Origin of the sequence: Streptomyces sp. TLI_146 (genome assembly GCF_002846415.1) — a bacterium.
GTDB lineage: Bacteria > Actinomycetota > Actinomycetes > Streptomycetales > Streptomycetaceae > Streptomyces.
Genome location: NZ_PJMX01000001.1, coordinates 489013 through 513454 on the forward strand (window position 1 = coordinate 489013; position 24442 = coordinate 513454).

Sequence of the window (24442 nt, forward strand, 5' to 3'; positions counted from 1 at the left end):
GCCACTTCCAACCAGGCATGCGATTCTCCCGCACTCGGCTTACCGACATCGTTCACGACCGGCATGCCCGGGGACGGACGCGGTGCGCGAGGCGAGACCGAACTGCTGACCGCAGCCGCGAAGGGGAACCGGCGGAAGGTTTTGACGTTCCACAGCCGGGCCGCCGAGGCCGAAACCATGGCCCACGGTGTAGTCGGGGTCGCCGAGCAGCTGGGCGCGCATGAGCCGCGCATGTTCCCGCCGACCGAGCGGGTCTGGGCCGACTAGCTATGCGGCGAACACCCTCCCCTCCACTGGCGGGCGGTGCTGGACACCTTCGCCGACGACCTCATCGAACCAGAAGGCTGATGCCATCACCGAGTCAACGGTGTTGTCTGTTGCCCAGCACGCAGCTGATTCACAGCCGGTTGAGAGCAGGGCCGCCGTCTCGGGCCAGGGGCAGGAGGGGGCTCGCAGGCCACTGTGGACGTACGGCAGGCCCCGCCCCTTGTCGTCAGAGGCGGGCAAGGCGGCTGTCCGCAGGCCCCTTGTGCCCGAGGTACCACCCTTTCCCCCTCCCCGGGATCGCCATGTGGGCGGTCTACTTCCGCTGGACTACTGGGGTGCTGGCGCACAAGTACGCCCAATCCAAAGGACACTTCCGCCATCGGACCCAGGATCCGCCCAGCCGACTGCCTCCCCCCCCAGCCCCCTCATGAGCCGCTAGTCTGACGGTTATGCGTCCGATGACTCACGAGGAACGCGCTGCCTTCCTCGCAGAACCACACGTCGCAGTCCTGAGCGTCACAGCCGAAGCACAACGCGCTCCACTGACCCTCCCGATCTGGTACGAGTACCAGCCAGGCCAGCTCGTCAAAGTGATCACGGCACCCCACCTGCGCAAGACCCGGCTCATCAAGGAAGCCGGCCGGTTCGCGTTGTGCGCGCAGCGCGCCGAAGTCGACGACTACCGGTACGTGTCGGTGGAGGGCCCGGTGACCGAGATCAGGCCGACCTCCAAGCAGGAACGCTTCGACATGGCCGCGCGTTACATGGGACCAGGCCGCGCCACCGACTACATCAACGCAACCGAGGAAACCGCAGCCGCCAACATCGCGATCTACATGCGGCCCGAACGGTGGAACACCTTCGACTTCAGAGTAAATCTCGACAACTAGCAAGTCGCGGTGAACCGGGTCTGCTAACCGGTTAACGCCCGCGCGCGGACCCAATTCCGGCAGCACGGACAGGCGCAGGCATGTCCAGGCCATTTCGGACCCCGGGCACGCGGCAAGCTGATCAGTGCACACCAGCACGATCGGAAGCAACAGCAGCGGAAAGCCCGGCGTTCCCCGCCGTGGCCCCCCCTCAACTGGGTCTCGCAAGATTTTCGATCTTGCGAGACCCCAGAAAATCGCCACGTATGGCCAGCTCGGTTCCCCCTCGGCAGTCACACTCAGTAGCTTCGGTGCCGTCTGGGTTCCAGAGCCGCTGGCCTGGCGATTGCCTCGGACATCGCGGCAGGAGTGGTGTGATACGAGTGGGAGATGGAACGAGCGCGAGGGCGGATCGGCACGGAGTTCGACCGGCGGGCAGCGACGTACGACGCCAGTGCCATGCACCGGTTGCCGGCGCGCGAAGCCGTCCGCCTGGTCCCGCCACGCCCGTACGCATGGGTCCTTGATGTGGCCACGGGAACAGGACTGGCCGCGCGGGAGGACGCCACGCTGTCGGGCGGAGGGGGGTGTACCGGTCACCGCGGTCCGCGTCGCCAAGCGGCCACGGGGTCGCCGCCGCGCCGCTGGAGGGCTACCTCCCGTTGCGTAAGCGCCTCACCATTTCCCACTGACGGGCAGTCAGCGGCGTAGAGATGTGGGCAGGTCCGCTCCTCCTCAACGGGCGGCCCACTCTTCACTGGTGGTGCCTGTCCCCCGAGCGTGCGCCAGCCGGCCACGCAGCCCCTGCGGGATGCTCGGGCGGCACCAGTTCGCGCCCGGAGCGCGGGCGCGCTACCTGGCCAACGAGGTCCCGCGCGTTGGCCAGGTAGCGCGAATGGTCAAGCGGCTGTGGCGAGTGCCCGGGCGGGCTGCGTCTGCTCGTAGGCGTGGCCGACTCGCAGGAGCGTGGGCTCACCGAGGGGCCGGCCGAGCAGCTGCATGCCGATGGGCATGCCCTCCGCGTCATGGCCGACCGGAACGGTCAGGGCGGGTACTCCGGTGATGTTCGCGGGAGCGCAAAGGCGCACGTAGGCGTCGGAGACGCTCTCGGTCGTGCCGTCGGGCCAGGTGACCGTCTCCTGGTCGGCCCCGGCCGCGGGCATCGGGACGCTCGGGGCGGCGATCAGGTCGACCTCCTCCAGCATCCGTGCCCACTCGGCGCGCATGAGCGTGCGGGAGCGTTGAGCGCGTATGTAATCACCGGCGCTCATCAACTCGCTTGCCTCCAGGAGGATGCGGACGTCCTCCTGGTACAGCTCGGGGACCGTGCGCAGGCTGCCTTCGTGGTAGGCACCGGCCTCCGGGACCATCAGGCCCCACTGGGTGGCCTGGATGTAGCGGGTCATCGGGATGTCGACCTCGACGAGATGTGCGCCCAGGGCTTCCAACTGCCCGATGGCGTGCCGGACGGCGGTCGCCACCTGCGGGTGGACGTGGTCGAAGTAGTACGTGCGCGGCAGGCCGATGCGCAGCCCCGTCAGGTCCGTGCCGGTACCGGGCCGGTAGTCCGCGGCGGGCACGGACAGCGAGGCGGGGTCGCGCGGATCGTGTCCGGCCAGCGCGGTCAGGACCAGGGCCGCGTCCTCGACGGTACGGGTGATCGGGCCGACGTGATCCAGCGACCAGGACAGGGAGGTCACGCCGTGACGGGGGACGAGACCGTAGGTCGGCTTGAGGCCGACGACCCCGTTGAGCGCGGCGGGCACCCGGATCGACCCGCCGGTGTCGGTGCCCAGGGCGAAGGTCGCGGTGCCCGACGCGACGGCCACCGCGGAGCCGCCGCTGGAGCCACCGGCGACCCGGCCGCGGTCCCAGGCGTTGCGGGTCTGCGGGGTGGTCAGGCCGAAGGCGAATTCGTGAGTGTGGGTCTTGCCGAGCAGGACCGCACCGGCTGCGCTCAGACGCGCGGCGACCGTACTGTCCGCTGTCGCGCGATGTCCGGCGCGGACCCGGGAGCTGGCCGTGGTGGCCATCCCGCAGACATCGATCAGGTCCTTGAGTCCCATCGGGATGCCGTGCAGCGGACCCCGGTAACGGCCTTGCGCCACTTCGTGTTCGGCGTCGACCGCCACCCGGCGCGCCTGCTCCGCGGCGACCGTGACGTAGGCGCCGAGGTGCGGCTCCGCCTTCTCGATGCGATCGAGGACGGAGTCGACCAGTTCGACGGGGGACAGTCGCCCGGTACGTATCGCGTCCGCGGCGGCGGCAAGGGACAGCTCATACGGCTGCATCGTGCTTCTCCTCTCCGGCGCGGTAGGCGGCGGCGGACGGGACGTCGGCGAAGTCCAGTTCGCGCAGGACCGCGACGACGCTGTGGATGTGGTTGGCGACCGCGGCGACCGCGGTGTGGCGCTCGGCCGGCAGCACAAGTCCGGCGCGGGCGGCCCAGCGGGCGGCCTCCGGAGGTGTGAGTTCGACGGCGGACATGGATGTTCTCCCTCTCGGTGGGGGCTTGGAGCGTCGGAGTAACCGAGGCCCCTAAAGGCCAAAGGCCAAGGATTCGCTTGAGGTAACTGCGGGCGCCGCGGCTGCTCGACGGCCGTGAGGGCCGCCGGTCGAGCGGGGCCGGTCGCGTTGTCAGGCCGCGGTGGCAGGGGTCAGGGCGCGGTGGCCGAGATCTCGCTGCCGTGCTCGGCGAGCAGCCGGTAGCGGCCGTTCTCCCGGCGGACGGTGCCGGCCGTGGGCTGCGGGAAGTGGGTGCCCAGGAGCAGCGTGTCGGTGTCTGCCACGGCGTCGAGCAGCCGGGAACGGGTGCGGACCGCCTGGGCGGGGTCGATGTCGACGCAGCTGCTCACGTGAGGGTGGGACAGCTGCACGGGGTGGTGGATGCTGTCGCCGGTGATCAGCGCGCGGCGGTCGCTGCCGCGCAGTTCCACGGCGACCTGCCCCGGGGTGTGGCCCGGGGCAGGGATCAGGAGGACGCCCGGCGCCACCTCGCGCCCCTGCTCGGGCACGTCCACGAGGTCGTACTGTCCGGCGGCGCGGACGGGGGTGATGGAGTCGCGGAACATCTGGCGGCGGGCCAAGTCCAGGTCGGTGGCGGCCCAGTGGTCCCATTCGGTGCGGCTGGTGAGGTAGCGGGCGTTGGGGAAGGTGGGGACCCAGTCCTCACCGGCGAGGCGGGTGTTCCAGCCGACGTGGTCGGTGTGCAGGTGCGTGGTGATCACCAGGTCCACGGACTCGGGCGGGAAGCCGGCCGCCGCCAGGCGCTGCAGGAAGTCGGTGTCGAGACCGTTCCAGGCCGGGTTGGCGCGCGGCTTGGCGTTGCCGATGCCGGTGTCCACGACGATCCTCAGCCCGCCCGCCTGCACCGCGAAGCTGTGGCTCGCCAGGCGGGGCACGTCGGCGTCGGCGAAGTCGGGGCGCAGCCACGATGCCTCGTCCAGCACTTCCTTGGTGGCGTCCGGCAGCAGCCAGGGTCCGGTCTGGCGCGGCAGTTCGATCTCGTCGACGCGGCGTACGGCGATGTCGCCGAGGCTCCATCCCGTACTGGTGGAGGGGATGGTCTGACGGGGCGTGGCGGTGTTCATCGGTGGGTCCCTTCGGATGGGCGGCGCGGAGTGGGGCTGGGGGTGCGGGAAGGCAGGACTCGGTGCGGAGTGGGGCTGGGGAGGGTGCTGGATGGCAGGACTCGGTGCGGAGTGGGGCTGGGGGTGCCGGAGGCAGGACTCGGTCAGCCGGTGCTCGGCTGCCGCACGGCGCGGGCGAGGCCGGTCAGGGTCAGCAGGACGACCGTCACGGCGTAGAGCGAGAGGGCCGTCTGCAGGCCGTACAGGTTGGTCAGCAGACCGGCGAGGACTGCGGGGACGCTCATGGCCAGGTAGCTGAGGACGTAGTAGGCGGCGAGCGTGCCGGCGCGTTCGTCAGGGGCGGCCGGGGACAGCAGCAGGCGCAGGGCGCCCTGGGTGACGGCCCCGAAGCCGATGCCCGCCAGGGCGGTGCCGGCGAACAGGGCGAGCAGGCTGTGCAGATGGGGCCCGCTCAGGGTCAGCAGGGCCCCCGGGATCAGGACCGCGGTGCCGACGGAGCTCGCGGTGCGGGCGGGCAATCGCCGCGCGGCGTGGACGGCGAGGCCGGCTGCGGCCGTCAGGGTGAAGAAGACCAGGCCGCCGGTGGCCCGGGGCATGTGCGGGGCGATGAGCCGGGCGAGCGAGGGACCGAGGGAGGAGTAGAAGCCGCCCAGCGCCCAGGCGGCGACGACGCCGGGGGCGAGGAACCTCATGGCCGGGCGGGAGGCTGGGGCGACGGCGATGCCGGGGCGCAGGGAGCGCCACGCACCGGAGTGGGGACAGGCGGTCTCGGTGGTGAGAAGCACTGCGGCCGCCTGCGCGGTGAACAGCAGGAGCAGCAGGAGGTAGACGGTGTGGGTGGGAGCGGGGGCGTACTGCGCGAGGGCAGTGGCCGCCAGTACACCGGCGGCCATGCCGGCCACGGGGGTGATTCCGTTGGCGAGCGTCGCCCGTCCCGGGCGGTCGGGGTCCTCGAAGTCGAGCAGCGCGGCTCCGGCGGCGCTGGTGGCCACGCCGGTTGCCAGGCCCTGCAGGATCCGGGCGGCGATCAGCGCCGTCACGCCCTGGGCGGTGGCGAAGACGGCCATCGCCGCGGCCTCCGCGAGCAGCGCACCGGTGAGGACCGGGCGCCGGCCCAGGTGGTCCGAGAGCGTGCCCGCGGTCAGCAGTGCCCCGAGCAGGGCGAGTGCGTAGGCACTGAACACGACGGTGAGCGTCATCGCCGAGAAGTGCCATTCGGCCTGGTAGAGGGCGTAGAGGGGGGTCGGTGCGCTGGAGGCGGCCAACAGGGCGACCAGGACGGAAGCGTGGAGGGGGAATGAGCTGCGGCGGCTCAGCACCGGCAGGCGGCGGGAAGGGGACGACGGGGCTAAGACGCTGAGCATGGAGCACCTCTCACACCTAAAGGCAAACGCTTTGCTTTAGGCAGAGTAGGCCCCGCATCCCCAAAACGCAAACTCTTAGCTTTTAGCGCCCAGGGGAGGCACCTCCCTGGTCGAGCACCGTCGACACGAGGCGGTCGGTGTAGGCCTCCGACAGGTCCGAGGGCCGGAACAGGATGCGGTACACCAGGGGCGCGACGACGACGTCCAGCAGAGTCTCCAGATCGGGCACGGCCTCCCCGCGCCCGGCCGCGCGCACGCCGATGGCCTTCAACTGCTCGGCTGCGTAATCGGAGCAGCGCACCGCATTGCCCTGCTCGGGGTCGCCCAGCAGGGCGTCGCGGATGTACGTGCGGCCCGCCGTCGAAGACATCTCCTCCGCGAACTGCACCGCCCACGCCTCCAGGTCCGCCCGCAGGCTGCCGTGGTCGGCCGGCGCGCCATCAGGGCGCAACCGCTCGACGGCCACGTCGGACAGCAGCTCTCGCAGGTCCCCCCAGCGCCGGTAGACGGTGGACGGCGTCACTCCCGCACGGGCGGCGATCAGCGGCACGGTGAGCCCATCCCGCCCCACCTCCGCCTCCAGATCACGGACGGCCTGATGTACGGACTGCTGGACGCGGGCGCTGCGCCCGCCGGGGCGTGTGGTCGCTCGGGCACTCATGCGCACAGCTTAATGCGAAGAAGTTGCGTCTGGGGCGACCAGACCCCCGGGACCCGTCCGTCGCGGAACATCGCAGAGCCGCAGGAGTTGTTCACACCTCAGATTAGCGTGCGCGACGCACGCTTTTCCTGTACGGTGATAAGCGTGCTTCAGGCACGCATCTCTGATCGGCGTACGGCGGACCGCTCCCGCACCCAACCGAAGGAATCGCCATGAACCGCACCGACATCCGCGCTGCCCTCACCGACCTGCTCCTCACCCCGGGCCTCGACCTCGACGACGCCGCACGGCGAGTTCGCCCCCGACGGACGCTTCCGCCGCATCGAGGAGACCACCCTCATGCTCGAAGGCGCCGACGCCGACCGGAACCTCGGCAGTGCCCGCTGAGCCACCCCGCACACCTGACGCCACGCGGCCGCCGCTGCCGCGGTGCATCGGCGCGCCGCCGTCACGGCGCATCACCCGAAATGTGAGAGGAAGTGGTTGTCGTGCTCGACGTGCTCATCGCCGGGGCCGGCCCGGTGGGGCTCTGGCTCGCCGCGGAGTTGCGCCTGTACGGGGTGGAGGTGACCGTCGTGGAACGCCGGGCGGCACCGGACGGACGGTCGCGCGCGGTCGGCATGCAAGCCGGCACGCTGGACACCTTTGCCACCCGCGGCCTCGCGGAACGGTTCATAGAACGCGGCACCCCAGTGCCGACCGGTCACTTCGGCGCGGCGACCACCCGGCTGGACTTCTCCACCGTCGGGGCGGTACACCCCTTCATGCTGGCCCTCGGTCAGTCCGTCACCGAACAGCTCTTGGAGGAGCACGCGGTCGCCGTGGGCGCCCGGGTGCTGCGCGGGCAGGAGGTCGTCTCGCTCACCCAGGGGCCGGACGCCGTCGAGACGGCGATCCGGGCCGATGGCACCCACCGGACCGTGCTGGCCCGGTGGGTGGTGGGCTGCGACGGCACCCGCAGTGCGGTGCGCCAGGCGGCCGGCATCGACTTCCCCGGTCAGGACACCACCCTGACCGGGTGGCTCGCCGACGTCGAACTCGACGATCCGCCCACCGCGCCGCTCGCCGCCACCGGGCCGGCCGGTTCGTTCCTCGCGGCCCCGATCGGCGACGGCGTCCACCGACTGGCGGGCCTCTCCACGGCCACCATGCACCACGGCACCGGCGATCCGCTGACCCTGGAGGAGGTGCGCGAGCAGACCCGCGCACTGCTGGGACGGGACCTGGGCATCCGCAACCCCCGATGGCTCTCGCGCTACGGCAACGCCACCCGCCAGGCCGCGCGGTACCGGGCCGGACGGGTTCTGGTGGCCGGGGACGCGGCGCACATGTTCTTCCCGGCCGGTGGGCAGGGCATGAACCTCGGCATCCAGGACGCCACCAATCTGGGCTGGAAGCTGGCCGCCACCCTCCAGGGCCGGGCGCCCGACGGACTACTCGACAGCTACGACACGGAGCGCCGGCCGGCCGCCCGCGCCGTCATCGACAACACCCGCGCGCAGCTCGCCCTGTTCGCGGCGGCGAGCCCGGAGCAGATCGCGCTGCGCGAGGTCTGGTCCGCCGCGCTCACCGAACCGCGGACCAACCGCCAGTGGGCCCGCCGAATTGCCGGATTCGACGACCCGCTCCCCGTCGGCACCACACCCTGCGGGCACCCGCTGAACGGCACCCGACTGGCCGGCCTCGCCCTGGACACGGCCGACGTACCCACCGCCCACTCGTTGATGCACCACGGCCGACCACTCCTGCTGGACCTCGACGGGACGCGGACACCGTGCCCCGCCGATGGCCTGGAGCAGCGGACGGGAACCGTCAACGCCGAGGAATCCCACCCGATCTGGCGGGACGTCACCGCCGTTCTCATCCGGCCGGACGCCCGGATCGCCTGGGCCAGCACCGACACCGACGCTCAGCGCCGGGCCGCGGACTGCCTCACCGCCCTGCGCACCTGGTGCCGCTGAACGCCTCGGGGTGAGCCCCCTGCCCCACTCCGTTGGCTCTCTCACGGATCAGGCTGGATCAGCGGGCTCCGCCCCCTGCCTCCGGGCGGGGATACCCTCATCCGTACGTACGTGCATCGCAAGGCTCCGTACATACGTACATCGCAAGGCGGAGAAACTCCGGGCGCCGGGCCGAACCCCGCGACGCTCGGCAGGCGCTTTCGAACGGGCCAAGGGGCTCGGCGGCAACTGCACGTTTCCCTTGGGGGTTCCCGGACTTGGGGAGAGCCAAATCCGAGGCCATGGCCCTCACTCCGGAACCGGCGACGTGCATGCCGTCGACAGCCACAGCAGCCCGGGCACCGCTCCTGAGTGCTGGTGTCGGCTGGTCTGCTGGGAGCGGAGATGGTGTGGGACGGCCGCCGCCCATTCGGGTGACGGCGGCCGTCGTGGCGCGCGAGGAACGAGGCTCCCCCCTCGTCGCTTCCTCGCGCGGCTGTCCTCCACGGGCCCGACGGAAGCGGGAGTATCCGCCGTGTACTCGCCCGGAGGACGGCGGCTGGAGCTGTTGTCGTCGGCATCGCGGCTCCGGCCGACCCTATTCGGCTGTACGGTGCCGGGTTGTCGTCCCGGCGCGAGGGCGGCCGCCGGCGTTCCGGGGCGTCATACCGCCCTCCGCGGCAGGATGATAAAACACGTGCCGCATTGATCGGAACGGCCTCTGAACAGGCAGTTCTTGGGGTTAATGACAGGTGGGGACGCCCGGCCGGGCGTCCCTCGCCGCGGTCCCCTTTTGTGCGCCATGCAGCTGTCTCCGTCGGCGGAGACAGCCTTACAACACGGACGTCGCCCTTCTGATCGCCAACCAACCCGCACGGTCATAAGGCCGCACGTCAGAAGAAGGGACAGCCACCGGGGGCGGCAGTCATATCAGGGCGCGGCGGTCTGTTCAGCTTTGGCCTGGGCCTGGGCGAGGCGGGAGGACTGCGCGTCGCTGCCTACGGCGCGGCGGCATCCCGGCTGTGTTCGCCTGTCTCGCCGGCGGCGATGTCGGCGCAGTAGTCGGCGAAGGCGCGGGCGGCGGTCACGGTGCGTTCGAGGCCGGTGGTGCCGTATGCCTGCCAGTCCTCCCAGGAGCGTGCTTCGGCCTCGGCGAGGACGCGCAGGCCGTGGCGGGGTGCCGTGGCGTAGGCGGGGATGTGCAGGGCACGGGCGTGGGCCTGTTCGGGGGTGTGGTGGCCGTCCAGGACGAGGCGCAGGGCCCAGATGGCGGCGTCGGCCCAGGCGGGGCCGCGTGCGGCCCAGGCCCAGTCGATGAGCCATGCCCGGCCGGGGGCGATCATGACGTTGGTGGCGGTCGGGTCGGTGTGCAGGAGCCGGTCTCCGGTGAGCAGGTCCTGGTCGTCGGGGTCGCAGTAGGGACCCCAGCGGTCCCAGGCGGTCATGAGGGGGATCTCAGGGGCGGGGCGGGTGGCGAGGTCGCTCAGAAGGGCCGCGGTGGGTGCGAGGTGGGCGGAGCCGGGGTGGAAGTCTGCCCACGGGCTCGCGGTGAGGCCCTCGAAGGCCAGCAGGTGCCAGCCGCCGACACGGGCCTGCCACAGCAGGCGGGGTGCGTAGGGCGGCAGGTGGGGGTTGATGGCGGCTTCGCGGTCGAGTTCGCCGGCGCGCTCGTGATCCTGCGGCAGGCCCTTGATGAAGACGCGTTCGCCGCCGTGGGGCGGGGTAAGGAGGGCGGCGACACCGCTGCTGTCACCGCACTCCATATCCGCGACCACGCAGCCCTTGCCGGTCCGCTCAGTGATGGCCGCCCGAGCAGGTTCTGGGAGCTGGGCCAGGGGGCGATGGGCGACGCGCACGCCTCAGCCCCCGGTCAGGGGCGGGTTCGGCGGGAACGGCGGATTCTTGTCCGGCCCGGGACCGCTGGGCGGGCGGCCCGGCGGCGGCTGGGACGGCGGACGGGCCGGGGGCTTGCGCGCGGTCAACAGCATCCGCCAAATCTAGCGGCACCACGCCAACGGGACGCCCATGTGGTCAACTTGCGATGCCGGCACCCGGGTTGCGGCCAGGCCAGTGCGCGGCGGGCAGCCTGTCGCCTTCCCAGAGCTGACCCGCAGGTCGTGAAGCTGGCCGACGCGCTGCGCCTCCCCCTCCACTGTGCCGCCGGCCAGGCGCGGTCCTGCCCACTCGGCGGGCCGACCGTGACAGCAGCCGGTCGTGGCGCCGGTTCACCGCGCACGGACCAGCTCGTCGCGCCGACCGGAACAACCCGAAAGGTGGTGTGCGCGCTCCGCGCAGCGGGTCCGAGGTCCACAGCCCCGGCCGACGCGCCCGACTGTCGCCGCCCGACCCGTCAACTCCGTTCTCTGGATTGCACGTTGACCAGCCGTCGCCCCACGATTTCAAGTCGTTCACGCGAGAATCACTTGATCTTCACATGGTCTGTGCAATATCACATGTCATGTGAGCCACTCGGGATCCGCCCGACGGCCCCTCCTTACAAGGAGATCCACCATGAAGCGTTCGATGTTCCTCACTGCCACGGTCGCGAGCCTGAGCCTCGCCGCCCTCACCCCGGCCATCGCCGTCGCCGCCCCCGCGAGCACCCCCGAGACCGTGGTCTCCTGTGGCAACTCCGGCCTCCAGTCCGGCCTTTCGACCCGCCTGTGCGCCGAAGTCACCGGCAACACCGTCGTGTTCTTCGGCAAGGTCGGCCTCGCCGGCCCGCCCTCCCCGGGCAGCCCGGCCCCCACACCGAAGGAACTCATCACCACCTTCACCGCCATTGCCGACGGCGCTCCGCTGCCGAAGGTCACCAAGGACGCCCTTTTCAACAACACCAACCTGGACGTCCAGGGCCTGAGCGCCAATGTGGCCTGCGGCTCCACCATCCACGCCACCTTCGGTGTCGCCAGCTACCCCTGGACGGCGCGTCCGGTGACCCACGAAGTGACCGTCGCCTGCTGACCCGCTCCCCGTGTGCGCCTGGGCCGACAGGGAGCGATCGACGCAGCATCCTTCGCGAATCGCTTGCGCGCGTGGAGGCCCGGCTTCGACCCGAGGTGGTGAATCACGAGGTCGGCAGCCGATTTCGACACCCCGAACAGCGGGGCCAGCTGTCGCAGCGTGAGGTCGGCCGCCACATACGCACGGCCGGACCGGTTCCCCTCCCCACCGGTCCGGCCGGGTCCTCGGCGACGGGACCCGGGCCCAACTGGTCCGGGTCCTGGGCAACTTGCTTGGACAACGCCCAGCGTCATGCCGTCACCGCGGTCGCCGTGCGGCTCCGCGCCGCAGGCGGCCAGGCCGTCCTCACCTTCACCGATGACGGCTGCGGGGTGCCGGACGCCGAGCCCGAGCGCGTCTTCGAGCGGTTGGTGCGGCCCAAGGCGCCCGCAGCCGGGACGAGGGCGGTGCCGGGGCTCGGACCGGCCGCGCCCGCGACGTCGTGGAGCGGCACGGCGGCACGCTGACGGTGACCGCCGCGAGGGACGCGGGCGCGGCGTTCGAGACCCGGCTGCCGTTAGCGCCGCCGGTTGTCAGCGATGGATCGTGAGGCAGGCCACGTCACGACCTTCTATGGAGCCGCAGACCTTGTTGTTCTGGTTCATGTAGACGTAGTAGTCGAAGCGCCAGGCTCCGCCCTTGCCGAGCCAGGGCCCGTAGTGGGTCTGTCCGTCCCACGTACTGGAAATCACACCTCGGCCCGTGAAGTTGCCCTTTTCGTTGGTGACGACCGCGTAATTCACGTAGAGACCGCTGCCATTGACGTAGAGACAGGTGGTGCCGTGGCATCCGGTCGCACTGAAGGCGCCCGTACTCGCGTCACGGTTGACGGTGACGGTCGTACCGGCGTTGCCCGCCGTCACCTTGACCACGGCCGCGGCCGGAGCCGGTGCCGGGGAGGTTCCGGTGGCGGCGTTGGCCATGGTGGGGGTGAGGGCGGCGCCGACGAGGAAGGCGCCCAGAACGGCCGTGCGCGGCAAGGCTAAACGCATGTCTGACTCCTTTGTTGAAGGCTGCTGTGCCACCGGGTCGGCTCTTGGAATGGCCCGGTTCAAGGAGTGTGCATGGTGAGGTGGCGGTGGGTCTTTGGCTGACAGTGCACGGTTCTTTGGGATTCAGCGCAATCGGATTCGTCTGTTCCAGTCGGCTCCAGTTCGGGTCGCCCCAGGTTCAGGTTCTGGTCGGTTCAGGAGCCGGTCGGTTCAGGAGCCGGTCGGTTCAGGGGCCGGTCGTCCCGCCGATCTGTTCCCTGATCGGATCGGCGCGGCCACGGTTCCGGGCGTACTCCTCGATCATGTGGATGAGGATCCGGCGCAGGGACACGCTTGGCTCACCCAAGACCGCCGCGTTCTGCGCCGAGAGGGTGCCCGGCTCGTCCAGCGTGGCGTCGGCGATGAGTTGACGGCTGAGGGCGACCTCGCCACGCGCCACCGGGTCAGTGCGTCGTCCTTGATCCCCTGGCCGGACGCGAGGGCGAACCAGGGTCCCCTTCCTTGCCCAACGGGAACTTCATGCCCTTCACCTTCGCACGCACCACTGACAACGCACGGTTCCCGGCGACGCGGAAACGCGAGGCCCCCGGCCGACGCCCGTACCAACCCACGTAACCGAGCTGGTCGCTAGCGAGGGGCCGGGCCCTCACCAGACTCCGGCGTCCGTGCCCGGAGCTCGCTCGGCGTGAGGCCATAGGCGCCTCGGAACGCCCGGCTGAAGTCGGCGGGCCGGTGGAAGCCCCACCGGGCGGCGGTCTCGCCGATCGTGCGGTGCCGCAGTCTCGGGTCGGCCAGGTCCCTGCGGCAGCGTTCCAGGCGGCGGCGCCGGATCGTGGCGGCGACGCTCTCCCCCGAGGGTTGGAAGAGCAGGTGCAGTGAGCGCAGCGAGATGTGGTGCTGGGCGGCGACCACGGCCGGGGTCAGACCGGGGTCGGCAAGGTTGCGGTCGATGAAGGCCGTGATGCGCGCCGCCAGTACTTCTCGGCGGGTCTCGGGCGAGAGCCGCCGTGTGGCGTCGACGCGCTGGGCGAGAAAGGCGGAGGCGAGGTCCAGAGTGACGGTTCCCAGGGTGTTCAGGTCCTGGGGCCGGCAGGCGCTGGCCTGACCGAGGACCTCGGTGAGGAAGGCGGCGAGGATGGCGCCCATGCCACGGGTCGCGGGCATGCGCTGGGCGACGAGACGGTCGATCCGGTCGGCCGGGAGAGAGAGGGCCGAGCGCGGCAGATGGACGATGATTGCTTCGGCGTGGTCTCCGCAGACGCCGCCGTCGAACGGCTGCGAGGTGTCCCAGAGCAGCAGGTCTCCCGCCCGGGCGGCGGTGTCGTTGCGGCGCTGCGAGAGCCACATGGGGTCGCCCTTGATCAAGGTGAGTTCATAAACCTCGGGGTCGGACTGGCGGATGAGCGACCGGGTACGCAGAGATCGGATCGGCGCGAAGTGCATCGCCGTCACCTTGACGAGGCCCAGGTCCGCTGTCTCGGCCCCGGCCTGGAACGCGGCGGCGTGATCGCTGGTGATGATGGTGCGGGCGACGTCCTGCCAGACCAGGTCGCACCACCAGTCGAATCGTTCCGCTGCCGGTATCGGGTCCGTGGACACGCTGGCGACCGGCATGGACTCTCCCGTGGTCAGCGGGACGGACGGGCGCGCGACCCCCGGCGTTCCCGCTGCCGTCCGAGGGCGGTGAAGGTGTGTCCCAGTGGGGTGGAGCGGCCCGTTGGGGGCAACGGTAGTGGACCGGGCCTCGCGCATTGGATCCCGTTTTCCGCCAGCTCTGGACGCGTGGCAGGACGCGTGAAAGCCCTGTGGGCGAGGCCGGGCGGGGGGCCGCGTCAGGTCCGCTGTTCGGCCGACCGGGCCCCAGTCCCCGCAGCGATCGCGCCATTGATCGTGTCCCGAGCGGACCGCCGCGTCGAGCGGGGTCGGTTCGTCGTAGCCGACCCAGCCGAGGTCGCCGCGTCGCTCCAGGAGGTAGGCGGCGGTGGGCCGGCTACCGCCATGGCAGGCGCACCAGAGGGCCTCGGAGACTTCGGCGGGGGGCACGGGTGTGGCGTCGGGGGTGAAGTGGGACACGCGGCGGCTATACCACTGCTGGGTGCTCAGGCATCACGTACGAAGGCTGACGGTGTCTGGCCGTTCTGCGCCTGCTGAGCTCGTTCGGCCATCATCCTTGCCAGTACTTCCAGACGTGATGTGGCGAAGGGCTGGCGATCGGTATCGGTGCCCTGGATGGACAGGACGACTGTGCCGACACGTAGAGTGATGAAGCCTCCGCCGGGACCGTCTTGGGTGCCATGTCCGGCTACGGCCCACTGCTCGTCGCCGATCTTCGGCATCGGAACCGTCAAGCCATCTGTCTCCGCCCGGCCGCTGCCATCATGCGATTTCTTCACCGCGTTGAAGAAATCATGTGCTTTTTCCGCATTGCTGCAAGCCGCGGCGAGGAAGGACACTTTGGCTTCCGGATCCCCCATCAGATAGTCGACAGATGCCGCGACGATCAATCCCGGCCCCTGAGCCGCCGTCAGGGTCTCGGCCGGCCTAGGCTGCGTCCACTTCACGGGCAGGCTCCCTTGAGTGGGCAGCACTTGGTGCAGGGAAACGCTGTTGAGGGCCGTGACGGCCTCGTCCCGTCCGGGGCCGCTACCTGTGATCATCCGTGCACCGCCGTAGATGCCGATGGCCACAAGGGCGACGAGAACCAGCGCAGCAGCCAGCAGCGAAAGCCGGTTATTTCGCGTGTTGTTGAACGTCACAGGACCCAAAGAGATCGTGTTCCGGCCGCGTAACGTCGCGTTCTCAAACGTGATGCTGTGCGTCGTGGAGCGGGGAACCTCGGCAGGTCGGGGCCCGGCCATTGCTTCGGATAATCGCCTGGCGAAGTCCGGATCGCTGTCCACCTCGGCTTGGAGCAGTGTACGCAGCTCGCTTATGGCATCCGGGTCCCGTTGCCCGCCAGCGACTGCATGCATCGCGGTGCGCCCGCGGTCTGTTGTGGCGAGTCGCTCCCGCACCACGTCGGAGACCGCCTGCCCTACCCCGGTTCCGGCAGCAACCGCCGTACCATCGGCCATCTGCGTGAAGATCTCAAGCACCCTGTCGATCATGCGCCACCCCCTGTAGCCGACACCACACATCATTGTCACCTCGGGAAGACCCGTACGAAGGGCAGTTGCAGATTCCCGATCACCAGCCACCGATCACCAATCCCGGTATTTCGCCCGCCCGCAGGTGCCGAGACGACCCACCAGGATCTAAACAACCGTCAGTGATACGCACTTCGAGTGTCTGGAGAACCCGGTGGACCCGGGGAACCAGATGCCCGATCCCGAGCCGGATTCGGAGCCGGACGATGGCTAGGGCGGAGAGCACGGCCTCGGAGTTGGCCGCCGAGCTGCGTGCGCAGTGCGCCACTGAAATAGAGACTCGAGGCGAGGGGCATTTCAAACGGGCGGCTACCGGTCGGGCACGTCCTTGATCACACAGGTGGCCGACGGTGCGGTAGGGCCACATGACGGGCAGACGGCCGAGCCATCCACCAGCGCGGTGTGCTGCTCCGCCGTCCCGCAGACATTCCAGGCATCCGACTGACATGAGAGGACCGTCTGGCGGATCAGGCTGTGCGCCTGCGTGCGCTGGTCAGATGAGCGGCTCTTGACTGCTCGTCATGTGGAAACGTCTCACGCGCGCCCTGGCCGTCGTGGCGCTCGTCTTCCCCGGCTCCCTTGCAGCGGCACCGGGCCAGACCGCTCAGGAGACGTGCGACGCGGCGAAGCTCCATCTGGATCGGGGGTCTCTTGACCGGGCGAAGGAGCTCTACGCGTCGGTGAAAGCCGAGGCCGGCAACCAGAGCTGCGCAGCGGAGGGTCTGCGGAACGTAGCCGGGCGGCGCCGTCAGGCAGCAGCGTTCGTCACCGAAGGGCAACTGGCCATTCGCTCCGGGCACCTCGCCGAGGCGAAGAAGAAGTTCCATTGTGCCCTTGAGCGCGATGTGAACAGTGTGGCTGCGGAAACTGGGCTCGCACGGGTTGCCGACCTGGACAGCCGCCCTCTGCCTACGGCGGCATCGAACGGCAGTCGCTTCTATTCCGACTGGGCACTGCCGGTCGGGCGTCTCGCCGTGTTCGCGGTGATCGGGCTGCTCATCCTCTACGCCCTTTCCGGGCTGCTCTCACGGGTACTGGTGAACGTCGATGCGGTGGCCTGGCCCGTGGGGGCCACCCGGGCCGCCCAAGGGCTCGGGCTCCTCCTGCTGTTCGCCGCCGCGGTCATGACACCCCTGCTCGCGATGTTCAAGCCCTTCGCTCCCGGATGGACCCAGTGCTGGATCGGGGCCGCGGTGCTCTTCGGCGTCGGCATGGCGGCGGTGGTCCTGGTGCTGTGGGGCACCAGCCAACAGCATGAGGCGCCTGAGCCCGTAAGCACGGGAACCGCCCAGAAAACCCGGCGCGAGAAGCTGGATCAGTGGATGGTCCGGCAGCGGCGTGGCTGCAGAAGTTGGCCGTTGTTGCTCTCGTCTGTCGTTGCGGTGACGGCCGCCGGGATTCTCTTGGCGCTGGTGGGCCCGCGGCACGCGTACGGTGTGCGGCTGCTACTCGTCCACATCGCCTTGGCTTTGATCGGCGTGCTGCTGACGGCCGTGTCGTTCGGGCTGAAGCTGCATCTGCAGGTGGAGGTCCAAAGGGCCGACGGGTCGGTGAACGCCGCCGCCTCCGACTACCTGCTCGCCCGGATGAAGGGACTGGGCACCGAAACCCCGCGGGTCCTGGGCAAAGCCGCCTCGGCACCCACCAGCACTCCGCTGAGCCGGATTCCCAGCGAGGAACTCAGCGTCCTGCCCGCAGGCAAGGTCGTCGGGGCACTCTCCCAGCTGTTCTTCGCGCTCAGACCCGACCTCACCTGGCGCGCCAGAGTCACCTTCGTCGACGACAACCGGGTCGCCACCGCGCTGTCCCGGAACGGCAAGCATGCCGCGAGCACCGTGTTCAGCCGGGCGGAGCTGGGGCTACCGGACGACGGCGACAAACAGTGCGCCAATGCTCAGATGCTCACCGGGGCCGCCGCGTTCATCCTGGTCCACCTCAGTGAGGTCCACCCCGCGCTGCGAGAGGATCTGTTCGGCGCACAGCGGTGGAAGAGCGTGGCCCTGCAGGTCATCGCCAGAAGCAAGTCGCTGCTAGCCGACAGCCCCGAGCGCATGGCCACGCGAGTGGACCTGCTGGCCAAGGCCGTCAATGAAGATCCGGGCAATGACCTGGCGCGATTCGAGCACGTGTGGGCCGTCTACGGGGCCCAGCCCTACACGCAAATGGACTTTGCCGCCTTCGCCGCGACCCTCGGTGCCGAATACAAGAACCGCCTTCTGTCTCGCGTCGAGGACACAGCGGAGGGCTGGATCCCACTGAAGATCCGGGTCCTCTACAGCATTGCCGCCCAGCGGCTCAACGCCTACATCGCCTCTGATGCACCCGATAGGGACCAGGAGCGGGCCCACGCGCGCGAGGCGGCCGATGAACTCAGGCGGCTCTGCGAGAAGACGGACTGGAAGCGCAAGGAACTGCGCCGCCAGACAGAAACTATGCTCCCCCACGCCCTGAATCTGATCCACTGCCTCAACGCTGTCGATCCCACAGAAGAGACCAGGACAGCAGCCAGAGGGGCGGCTCAACATCCACACCCAGGGCAACCCATTTCCCCCCGGCTGGCCTACGAATACGCCTGCCTGCACATGTTCATCGCCCAGCAGCCCGACCTGGCTGCCTCGCTCCGTGACATCCAGCGCACGTACGCTCTTCAGGACCTCCAGAGCGCCCTTCTGACGGACGCCAACAGAACCGACGCGCTCGGGGACCCGTGCTTCAAGGAGCTGCGAGGGGACGAACGGTTCAAGAAGCTGACCCGTATTACGCAAGCTCCGCCCCCAGGGACGCCTCCCTCTGCGGATGGGTCCGCGCAGTGACGCCCCGCGGAGAGGGCATCGCACCTTCGCTGGCGCCCCTACCGTAGAGCGGGGAGAGTGGCCCTTCCCGGACTCCGGTCCGCGACGGACCCCACACCCCCGGACCCGGACGGCTTTGCCGAGTTCCTCAACCAGGCCGCGGATCTCGCAAGCCAGGCTGTTGAACGCGGATACCGCCTCTACTGCTGGATCTGTGGGCGGCGCCCCTGTTCGCCACCGCCCGCCGGCGCACCGTCGCCGAACTGCTCGCCACGTCACCACCACCTCGTCGTTCTGCGCTGCGGCCGGTGTCCATGCCGAGCAGCGTCCGGAGAACAGTTACGCACGCCTAGTCCTGAGCGTCGGCGCCGCTTTCCGGCGGCGGTGCGCTGGGCGCTGTGAATCCGCGCCCGGCCCGCACAACGCACCGCTCGCATCACTTGCTCCGGTGTGATGCGAGCGGCGTGGCGGGGAGTCACCGCACCTGGACCGCCTTCCTCCGGCGAGAACTGGTGCATGCGCGGAGTGGTCGGGCTCGGCCGATCAGGGCGGGCTGTCACCTCATGAGCCGGGCATGAATGTCGAACCGTACGGGCCGTTCTCGTAATAGCAGATGCCAGCCCTGGCGGCAGGTGCCGCTTGCGGTGCGGCGGTGGAGGTGGCCGGTGCCGCCTTGAGACATGTGACCCGCGCCCCGGCGTGTTCGGCGTACGTGAGCGCACATCCGGGCAGGGACATGGAGGCCAGTTCCTGGGTGATCGCTGCTTTGAGCGCGGGCCCTGGCGCAGTGAGCGACGGGGCGGTCAGTGCGGACTGGGTGGCTCCGGCGGGGCTGCCCCACAGCACCGCGGTCACCAGGGCCGCCGCACCTGCCAGCGGCATAGCAGAACGTTTACGCATGGTGTTCCCATCCCTTCGTCGATCCCGATCGAGCTACATGTCACGAGCCCCCGGCATACTCGGCGCACCCTGTGCCACCATCCTGGTTCCGCTCGACGGCCCAGCGTTTCCAGATGGGGATGAACCTCCTGGTTCCGTGGGTGCGTTCGACGATTTCCAGGTCGATGCTGATAGAACGTCTCTTGCCCCAACTAGTTTGTGATGCAAAGCTGATGGCGTGGCAGACGCATCAGTGCCGTCTTCGGACGCTCCTCACGAAGTCCTTGCCAGCCTCGGCGAGTTGACCCGCCGAGTCCGCGCCGCCCAACGCGGCACCTGGTTCCCTCTACTGCTGCTCGGCGCGCTCACGCTGGGCGGCATCCTGGTCAACCGCTTCACCTTCCACGTCGAGACCCTTCCCTGCCCGGCGACCGACCCCGAGGCAGGCCTCAACTGCACCGGGGAGACGCAGGGTTCGCCGTACTACTGGGACCTCGGACTGGCCCTCGCCTACGTCGCTACGGCGTTCTTCTACATCCGCCGCTCCCGCGACCGCGGAGTCGGCACCCCGGTCCAGCCGTACATCCTTACCGGGATCACCCTGCTCGGCCTGGTGACCGCCACCACGTTCTGGGCCACCCGTCACGGACTCCCGCAGCCCGGCGACCCGGTCGACTTCTGGGGTTGGCACCTCGGCCCCAACTCCGAAGCACCGCCGTTCATCGGCATGCTCGTCGGCAACGTCACAGCCGTCGGACTGCCGCTACTCGTACTGTCCTGGGTGGAGCGCAGCGGGGCCCTGCTGCTGCTCGCCCTGGCGTACCTGGCCCTCATTCTGGTGCCGTTCCTCACCCACTTCCAGCTCGTCCAGTTCATCCCCGTCACCTCTCCCTGGTCCGCCGCGCCCCACCTTGGCCTCCAAGCGGTGCTCCTCCTTCTCGGCGCCCTCGGCTTCGGCCTGGCCGAGCGATCCCGCCGGCGCGACGCCTCATGACCTCCGAGCCCGATCAGCACCCCGTCAACGGCCTGAACGACGTGGTCCACCAGCGCGTCCGCCTCGGCATCCTCACCGTGGCCCACCAGGCACGCCGTGTCGAGTTCGGCTTCCTGCGCACAGCACTCGCCCTCACCGCCGGCAACCTCAGCCAGCATCTCGCGGTCCTGGAGAAGGCCGGACTGGTCGAGATCGAGAAGGGTTACGAGGGCAAGCGCGCCCGCACCTGGCTCTCCCTCACCCCCGCGGGCGAGCGCGCGCTGCGCGACGAGGTCACCCAGCTCAAGCGACTCATCCAGCAGATCGAGACACCCGCCAAGAACGCCGGGGAGGACATGTGACCACCACACCAGTCAGCTTGAAAACGGACCTGACGCGCCGACGCATGCTCACAGCAACGCTGGCCGCCGGCGTCGGAGCCGCCTTACCGCTCGGCTCGGCGGGCCACGCGCGGGCGGCAACGGCTGCCACCGGCCTGGCACGGCTCACGCTGCCCGCCGCCACTGGACCGTACCCGGTAGGCACTGTTCCGCTGCACCTCATCGACGCCTCACGCCCGGACCCCGTGGCCGGTCCCGGGCACTACCGCGAGCTGATGGCCACCGCCTGGTACCCCGCGCGGGACGTCGGGCGGTACCCGGTGGCGCCCTGGATGCCGCCCGGCGCCCTCAAGGCATACCTCACCGACGTCGGGTTCGGCGCACTGGTCCCCCTGGCGCCGCTCACCGCAGGCCACGTCGGCGCACCGGTGCTGCGGTCGGCCCGGCGGCTGCCCGTCCTCGTGTACTCGCACGGCGCGCACAGCCACCAGGGCGACCACACCATCATGGTCCAGGAGCTCGCCAGTCACGGATACGCGGTCGTGACGGTGGCTCACCAGTACGACACGTACACCGAGTTCCCCGATGGCCGCGTCGCCGTCCCGCTGGACGACCGCGATGCGCCGACCCTGCCCGGGGACTTCGCCGCAGACCTGCGCTTCGTCCTCGACAGCGTCGAGCAACTCGCCGCCGGATGCAATCCGGACGCCGACCGGCGGAAGCTACCAGCCGGGCTGCTCGGCTCCCTCGACCCGCGGCACACGGGCGCGTTCGGCTGGTCGAAGGGCGGGACAGCCACCGCCTGCGCCACGCTCGCGGACGAGCGCATCCGGGCCGGCCTGAGCCTCGACGGCCCGATGCAGATGAACCCGCCGCTGACCGGGGACCTGGACCGGCCGTTCATGATGATGTCCGCCGAGTTCACCCGGGCCACGGACCCCGAGGCCGCCGCGTTCTGGTCCCATCTACGGGGCCCGCGGCTGAACATCCAGGCCGTAGGCGCCGCCCACATCTCGTACGGCGACAACGAGGCACTGTTCCCCCAGGTGGCGAAGCTGTTCGGATGGAGCGGACAGCAGCTCCAGGAGGTGATCGGCACCCTCGACCCCGACCAAGCAGTGAAGATCCAGCAGGCGTACCCGCGCGCCTTCTTCGACCGGCATCTACGACACCGCCGGAGCCATCTGCTCGACGGACCCGTCCCGTCCTTCCCCGAGGTGAAGTTCATCCCCTGAGCGAAGAGGAGCGACCCACTGGGGGGCGCTCCCCTTCACACGCAGCGCCCAGCAGCTAGGCAGGTGGCCAATCAAGGCCCTGGTCAAGTGGTCTCGCACCCAGTACCGCACGTAAACTCTAGTTTGCATATGGTGGTTCGGGAACTATAGTTGTCACATGATGGTCTCTGAGATCACCCCGGAAGAGCAGGTAGAACTCCACAAGGCGCTGTACGACGCCTTGAATCCGCTGGCCTCGGCGATTCGCTCCCGACAGACCGGGCTGCCCGCGGACCATATGTGGGAAGCGCATCCCATCGACGTGGCGCTGTCCGTCCTGGCCGCTTGGAAGGTGATGGACGTCGAGGTCAGGCGGTTGACCGCGCACGCGGCAGCAACCGCTGGCTCCTACGGCGCCAGTTACGAGCAGATGGGGGCCGTCTGGGGCATCACCCGGCAGGGTGCCCGCAAGAAATGGCCCGACGCTGTCAGCCGCTCAGCGCCCGCGACAGCGGGCAGAAGTACGCTCGCACTCTTCGGGGGGACTGCCGAACTGGTGCAGACGCCTTCCGGCGACTGGAGTTGGACAGGTGTGGGCGCTGATGGAGCATCCGCCGCGGTCACCGATGGGACGCGCTACGCGACCGCGGAAGAAGCCGCAGCCCATGCGGGCGTTTTCCTCAAAGAACACGCCCTCGACCCAGTCGACCGTTCCTAGAGGTAGGCAACGTTCGCCCTGGGGGTGTGGGCGGCCGCCGACGGTGTCCCACCTGCCCGGCGGGGCACCGTAAGCCCGCCAGGGCTGAGGAGTTGCCGGCCCCGCCGCACCCCGGCCTGTGCGGGGTCGGCCGGATGCCCGACATCCGGGGGTGGCTAGGATCTTGAAGGGCACGGCACGGGTCGTCAGAGGGAGTCCGCTGTGATGTCTTCGATCAGGGATACGTCGGCGCGTGCGCTGTCCGGGGAGCTGAAGAGCCGTGGCTGACACCCGCGTCCGAAGAAACGCCCGACCGGTCATGGCCAGAGCAGTGGCGAGCCTGGGCGGCTACGACCACGTCGACGCGGTGGCCGTGGACATCCCCGAAGGCACCAGCGCCGCCGAGTTCGCCCACCGGGTCCTCGCCGCGACCCCAGGGTGGGTGCACCGGCTCCTGGACATACGCGACATGCCGACGCGATGGAGCGCAGGAGTGATCACGAAGGTGCGCGGAAGCGGTAACAGCACTCCCCTTTATGGCGTGCACGCTACGCCATACGGGGTACCTGCATGGCTGGCGGCCAGATGCGGCGGACAAGCTCAGGTGCCACTGTGGAGGGACCGACGAAAGGGACGATCGCTGTGAGCACTCACAAAGAGAGGGAAGGCGACCCGCGGGTCGACGAGGAGGCACGGGAGCGGTCATCCGAGCAACGGAACATCACCGCACCGACCCCGCCGGACGTACGGGCCAAGGACCACCACGAGGACACGGACGACGACACGGGCGAGGGCAGGGACGGCGGGGGCGATCAGTCAGCGGCCGATCAGGTGCCCTGACTCCCCGACCGCTCCCCCGGATCACGTGATGACGAGACGATCACGACGAGGGCCGCTTCGCACGGGCGGCGGTGGCGGATGAAATAGGGACTGTGGGCCAGGGTGGTCCCGGCGCGAATGGTGTACGGGCCGACCCGCCTATCGGTAGGGGCAACCCGTGTGCGAATCCAGCCGGAGGGACAGGCGCAGCGGTGTTGGTGAACGGCGATGGCGGGATCTTCCACGCCTCCCGCGACACCTCAGACAAGTGGTCAGGGTTCGACAACTCCAGCGGTCAGATACGCCACGGCGTCCCCGGGTCTACGTCTCTCGTACCCGTCCCCGGATGCGCTGCACACCCGAGGGGCGACGGTGTCATTGGCGGCGACCTACGGACAGCGGTGGTCGATGCGATGGGTCACGCGTACACCGGCGACTCCTGGCCTGATTGCGGGACCAGTTCCGGCGCTGCGCGCTGGTCAGTCGACGACCGCTATGGCTTCGACCTCGACAAGGAGGCCGGGTTCAGCCAGGGCGGCAACGCCGATGCCGGTGAGCGGCGCGGTCGGGGTGATCCCGAGCTTCTCCGCAGCCCGCGCGATCCCTTCGGCGAACAGGGGCATCTTCTCGGGCGCCAAATCGACCGCGTAGACCGTCAGCTTCACCACGTCACGGAAGGAAGCACCGACCCCGGCGAGTGCGGCGGCCACGTTGAGATAGCACTGCTCGACCTGGGCGGCCAGGTCGCCCTCGCCGACAAGTGTCCCCTCTGCGTCCCACGCGACCTGCCCGGCGACGAAGACCTGCTTCGTGCCCGTCGCAGTCGCCACCTGCCGGTAGAGGTCGACCTTCACCAGCCCGGCGGGATCCGTCAAGTCGATTGCCACGCCCACTC

23 protein-coding genes and 2 pseudogenes are annotated in these 24442 nt (G+C 69.7%); 12 read left to right on the plus strand and 13 right to left on the minus strand.

Annotated elements, in window-relative coordinates; translation table 11 throughout:
* Positions 1 to 141 precede the first annotated feature (141 nt).
* Both BX283_RS41315 and BX283_RS02315 read left to right on the plus strand, forming a co-directional pair.
* On the plus strand, positions 142 to 267 hold the full coding sequence (locus BX283_RS41315) for a hypothetical protein (RefSeq protein ID WP_257581752.1): 126 nt from the start codon (positions 142 to 144) through the stop codon (positions 265 to 267).
* A gap of 449 nt (positions 268 to 716) precedes the next feature.
* Positions 717 to 1157, plus strand: coding sequence for a pyridoxamine 5'-phosphate oxidase family protein (locus BX283_RS02315; RefSeq protein ID WP_101385987.1), 441 nt, complete (start codon positions 717 to 719; stop codon positions 1155 to 1157).
* An 878-nt stretch (positions 1158 to 2035) separates the two neighbouring features.
* Here the strand turns inward: BX283_RS02315 and BX283_RS02320 are convergent.
* From BX283_RS02320 to BX283_RS02340, 5 genes are all read right to left on the minus strand, one after another.
* Positions 2036 to 3427 carry an amidase gene (locus BX283_RS02320; RefSeq protein ID WP_101385988.1) on the minus strand — a complete coding sequence of 464 codons (1392 nt, stop codon included), beginning with the start codon at positions 3425 to 3427 and terminating at the stop codon, positions 2036 to 2038.
* Positions 3414 to 3623 (minus strand): hypothetical protein, encoded by a 210-nt coding sequence (locus tag BX283_RS02325; protein WP_101385989.1) that lies wholly within the window; start codon positions 3621 to 3623, stop codon positions 3414 to 3416. Before BX283_RS02325 ends, BX283_RS02320 begins: the two co-directional genes overlap by 14 nt.
* 170 nt (positions 3624 to 3793) lie before the next feature.
* Positions 3794 to 4726 (minus strand): MBL fold metallo-hydrolase, encoded by a 933-nt coding sequence (locus tag BX283_RS02330; protein ID WP_101385990.1) that lies wholly within the window; start codon positions 4724 to 4726, stop codon positions 3794 to 3796.
* A gap of 143 nt (positions 4727 to 4869) precedes the next feature.
* Entirely contained in the window at positions 4870 to 6090 is a 1221-nt protein-coding gene (locus BX283_RS02335) for an MFS transporter (RefSeq protein WP_101385991.1), read from the minus strand.
* An 82-nt stretch (positions 6091 to 6172) separates the two neighbouring features.
* Entirely contained in the window at positions 6173 to 6751 is a 579-nt protein-coding gene (locus tag BX283_RS02340; RefSeq protein ID WP_101385992.1) for a TetR/AcrR family transcriptional regulator, read from the minus strand.
* A gap of 291 nt (positions 6752 to 7042) precedes the next feature.
* Between BX283_RS02340 and BX283_RS41320 the strand changes: the two are divergent.
* Positions 7043 to 7138, plus strand: a pseudogene (locus BX283_RS41320) (nuclear transport factor 2 family protein); the annotation flags it as partial.
* A gap of 101 nt (positions 7139 to 7239) precedes the next feature.
* Entirely contained in the window at positions 7240 to 8712 is a 1473-nt protein-coding gene (locus BX283_RS02345) for an FAD-dependent monooxygenase (RefSeq protein WP_101385993.1), read from the plus strand.
* A gap of 977 nt (positions 8713 to 9689) precedes the next feature.
* Here the strand turns inward: BX283_RS02345 and BX283_RS02350 are convergent.
* The gene (locus tag BX283_RS02350; RefSeq protein ID WP_143676351.1) at positions 9690 to 10547 is read right to left on the minus strand and encodes an aminoglycoside phosphotransferase; all 858 of its coding nucleotides are present in this window, start codon (positions 10545 to 10547) and stop codon (positions 9690 to 9692) included.
* Between the two features lie 655 nt (positions 10548 to 11202).
* Between BX283_RS02350 and BX283_RS02355 the strand changes: the two genes are divergently transcribed.
* Positions 11203 to 11655, plus strand: coding sequence for a hypothetical protein (locus BX283_RS02355; RefSeq protein WP_101385995.1), 453 nt, complete (start codon positions 11203 to 11205; stop codon positions 11653 to 11655).
* Between the two features lie 35 nt (positions 11656 to 11690).
* On the opposite strand, the pseudogene BX283_RS02360 reads toward BX283_RS02355, so the two are convergent.
* A pseudogene (locus tag BX283_RS02360) lies at positions 11691 to 11837 on the minus strand (IS5/IS1182 family transposase); the annotation flags it as partial.
* 90 nt (positions 11838 to 11927) lie between these two features.
* Here BX283_RS02360 and BX283_RS02365 point away from each other — a divergent pair.
* Positions 11928 to 12161 carry a sensor histidine kinase gene (locus BX283_RS02365; protein WP_101385996.1) on the plus strand — a complete coding sequence of 78 codons (234 nt, stop codon included), beginning with the start codon at positions 11928 to 11930 and terminating at the stop codon, positions 12159 to 12161.
* 66 nt (positions 12162 to 12227) lie between these two features.
* Here the strand turns inward: BX283_RS02365 and BX283_RS02370 are convergent, their stop codons facing one another.
* The 4 genes from BX283_RS02370 to BX283_RS02385 form a co-directional block, all read right to left on the minus strand.
* Positions 12228 to 12686 carry a hypothetical protein gene (locus tag BX283_RS02370; RefSeq protein ID WP_143676352.1) on the minus strand — a complete coding sequence of 153 codons (459 nt, stop codon included), beginning with the start codon at positions 12684 to 12686 and terminating at the stop codon, positions 12228 to 12230.
* Positions 12687 to 12912: 226 nt separating this feature from the next.
* Positions 12913 to 13125 (minus strand): DinB family protein, encoded by a 213-nt coding sequence (locus BX283_RS41325; RefSeq protein WP_257581757.1) that lies wholly within the window; start codon positions 13123 to 13125, stop codon positions 12913 to 12915.
* A gap of 188 nt (positions 13126 to 13313) precedes the next feature.
* Positions 13314 to 14300 (minus strand): helix-turn-helix domain-containing protein, encoded by a 987-nt coding sequence (locus BX283_RS02380; protein WP_101385998.1) that lies wholly within the window; start codon positions 14298 to 14300, stop codon positions 13314 to 13316.
* Positions 14301 to 14785: 485 nt separating this feature from the next.
* On the minus strand, positions 14786 to 15793 hold the full coding sequence (locus BX283_RS02385) for a hypothetical protein (RefSeq protein ID WP_101385999.1): 1008 nt from the start codon (positions 15791 to 15793) through the stop codon (positions 14786 to 14788).
* A 560-nt stretch (positions 15794 to 16353) separates the two neighbouring features.
* Here BX283_RS02385 and BX283_RS02390 point away from each other — a divergent pair.
* Entirely contained in the window at positions 16354 to 18645 is a 2292-nt protein-coding gene (locus BX283_RS02390; protein ID WP_101386000.1) for a hypothetical protein, read from the plus strand.
* Between the two features lie 540 nt (positions 18646 to 19185).
* Here the strand turns inward: BX283_RS02390 and BX283_RS39960 are convergent.
* The gene (locus BX283_RS39960; RefSeq protein WP_143676353.1) at positions 19186 to 19506 is read right to left on the minus strand and encodes a hypothetical protein; all 321 of its coding nucleotides are present in this window, start codon (positions 19504 to 19506) and stop codon (positions 19186 to 19188) included.
* Between the two features lie 298 nt (positions 19507 to 19804).
* Here BX283_RS39960 and BX283_RS02395 point away from each other — a divergent pair, with 298 nt between their 5' ends.
* The 5 genes from BX283_RS02395 (at position 19805) to BX283_RS02415 (ending at position 23568) form a co-directional block, all read left to right on the plus strand.
* Positions 19805 to 20497, plus strand: a complete 693-nt coding sequence (locus BX283_RS02395) for a hypothetical protein (RefSeq protein WP_101386001.1) — start codon at positions 19805 to 19807, stop codon at positions 20495 to 20497.
* Positions 20494 to 20838: a transcriptional regulator gene (locus BX283_RS02400; RefSeq protein WP_101386002.1), complete on the plus strand. Its 345-nt coding sequence runs from the start codon at positions 20494 to 20496 to the stop codon at positions 20836 to 20838. The genes BX283_RS02395 and BX283_RS02400 overlap by 4 nt, the downstream gene beginning before the upstream one ends.
* A gap of 44 nt (positions 20839 to 20882) precedes the next feature.
* Positions 20883 to 22052, plus strand: a complete 1170-nt coding sequence (locus BX283_RS02405; protein ID WP_257581758.1) for an acetylhydrolase — start codon at positions 20883 to 20885, stop codon at positions 22050 to 22052.
* 157 nt (positions 22053 to 22209) lie between these two features.
* The gene (locus BX283_RS02410) at positions 22210 to 22749 is read left to right on the plus strand and encodes a hypothetical protein (protein WP_257581760.1); all 540 of its coding nucleotides are present in this window, start codon (positions 22210 to 22212) and stop codon (positions 22747 to 22749) included.
* Between the two features lie 621 nt (positions 22750 to 23370).
* Positions 23371 to 23568, plus strand: a complete 198-nt coding sequence (locus BX283_RS02415) for a hypothetical protein (RefSeq protein WP_101386004.1) — start codon at positions 23371 to 23373, stop codon at positions 23566 to 23568.
* A 458-nt stretch (positions 23569 to 24026) separates the two neighbouring features.
* Here BX283_RS02415 and BX283_RS02420 read toward each other — a convergent pair whose 3' ends face one another.
* Positions 24027 to 24434 carry a RidA family protein gene (locus tag BX283_RS02420; RefSeq protein WP_101386005.1) on the minus strand — a complete coding sequence of 136 codons (408 nt, stop codon included), beginning with the start codon at positions 24432 to 24434 and terminating at the stop codon, positions 24027 to 24029.
* Positions 24435 to 24442: the final 8 nt, after the last annotated feature.

Excerpts from the sequence above, each read along its gene's own strand:
- BX283_RS02400 (WP_101386002.1), top strand. The coding sequence starts at position 20,494 with ATGACCTCCGAGCCCGATCAGCACCCCGTCAACGGCCTGAACGACGTG.
- BX283_RS02385 (WP_101385999.1), bottom strand. The coding sequence starts at position 15,793 with ATGATCGACAGGGTGCTTGAGATCTTCACGCAGATGGCCGATGGTACG.
- BX283_RS02380 (WP_101385998.1), bottom strand. The coding sequence starts at position 14,300 with ATGCCGGTCGCCAGCGTGTCCACGGACCCGATACCGGCAGCGGAACGA.
- BX283_RS02335 (WP_101385991.1), bottom strand. The coding sequence starts at position 6,090 with ATGCTCAGCGTCTTAGCCCCGTCGTCCCCTTCCCGCCGCCTGCCGGTG.
- BX283_RS39960 (WP_143676353.1), bottom strand. The coding sequence starts at position 19,506 with ATGCCGCTGGCAGGTGCGGCGGCCCTGGTGACCGCGGTGCTGTGGGGC.
- BX283_RS02315 (WP_101385987.1), top strand. The coding sequence starts at position 717 with ATGCGTCCGATGACTCACGAGGAACGCGCTGCCTTCCTCGCAGAACCA.
- BX283_RS02340 (WP_101385992.1), bottom strand. The coding sequence starts at position 6,751 with ATGAGTGCCCGAGCGACCACACGCCCCGGCGGGCGCAGCGCCCGCGTC.
- BX283_RS02405 (WP_257581758.1), top strand. The coding sequence starts at position 20,883 with ATGCTCACAGCAACGCTGGCCGCCGGCGTCGGAGCCGCCTTACCGCTC.
- BX283_RS02355 (WP_101385995.1), top strand. The coding sequence starts at position 11,203 with ATGAAGCGTTCGATGTTCCTCACTGCCACGGTCGCGAGCCTGAGCCTC.
- BX283_RS02370 (WP_143676352.1), bottom strand. The coding sequence starts at position 12,686 with ATGCGTTTAGCCTTGCCGCGCACGGCCGTTCTGGGCGCCTTCCTCGTC.
- BX283_RS02330 (WP_101385990.1), bottom strand. The coding sequence starts at position 4,726 with ATGAACACCGCCACGCCCCGTCAGACCATCCCCTCCACCAGTACGGGA.
- BX283_RS02390 (WP_101386000.1), top strand. The coding sequence starts at position 16,354 with ATGTGGAAACGTCTCACGCGCGCCCTGGCCGTCGTGGCGCTCGTCTTC.
- BX283_RS02410 (WP_257581760.1), top strand. The coding sequence starts at position 22,210 with ATGATGGTCTCTGAGATCACCCCGGAAGAGCAGGTAGAACTCCACAAG.
- BX283_RS02325 (WP_101385989.1), bottom strand. The coding sequence starts at position 3,623 with ATGTCCGCCGTCGAACTCACACCTCCGGAGGCCGCCCGCTGGGCCGCC.
- BX283_RS02320 (WP_101385988.1), bottom strand. The coding sequence starts at position 3,427 with ATGCAGCCGTATGAGCTGTCCCTTGCCGCCGCCGCGGACGCGATACGT.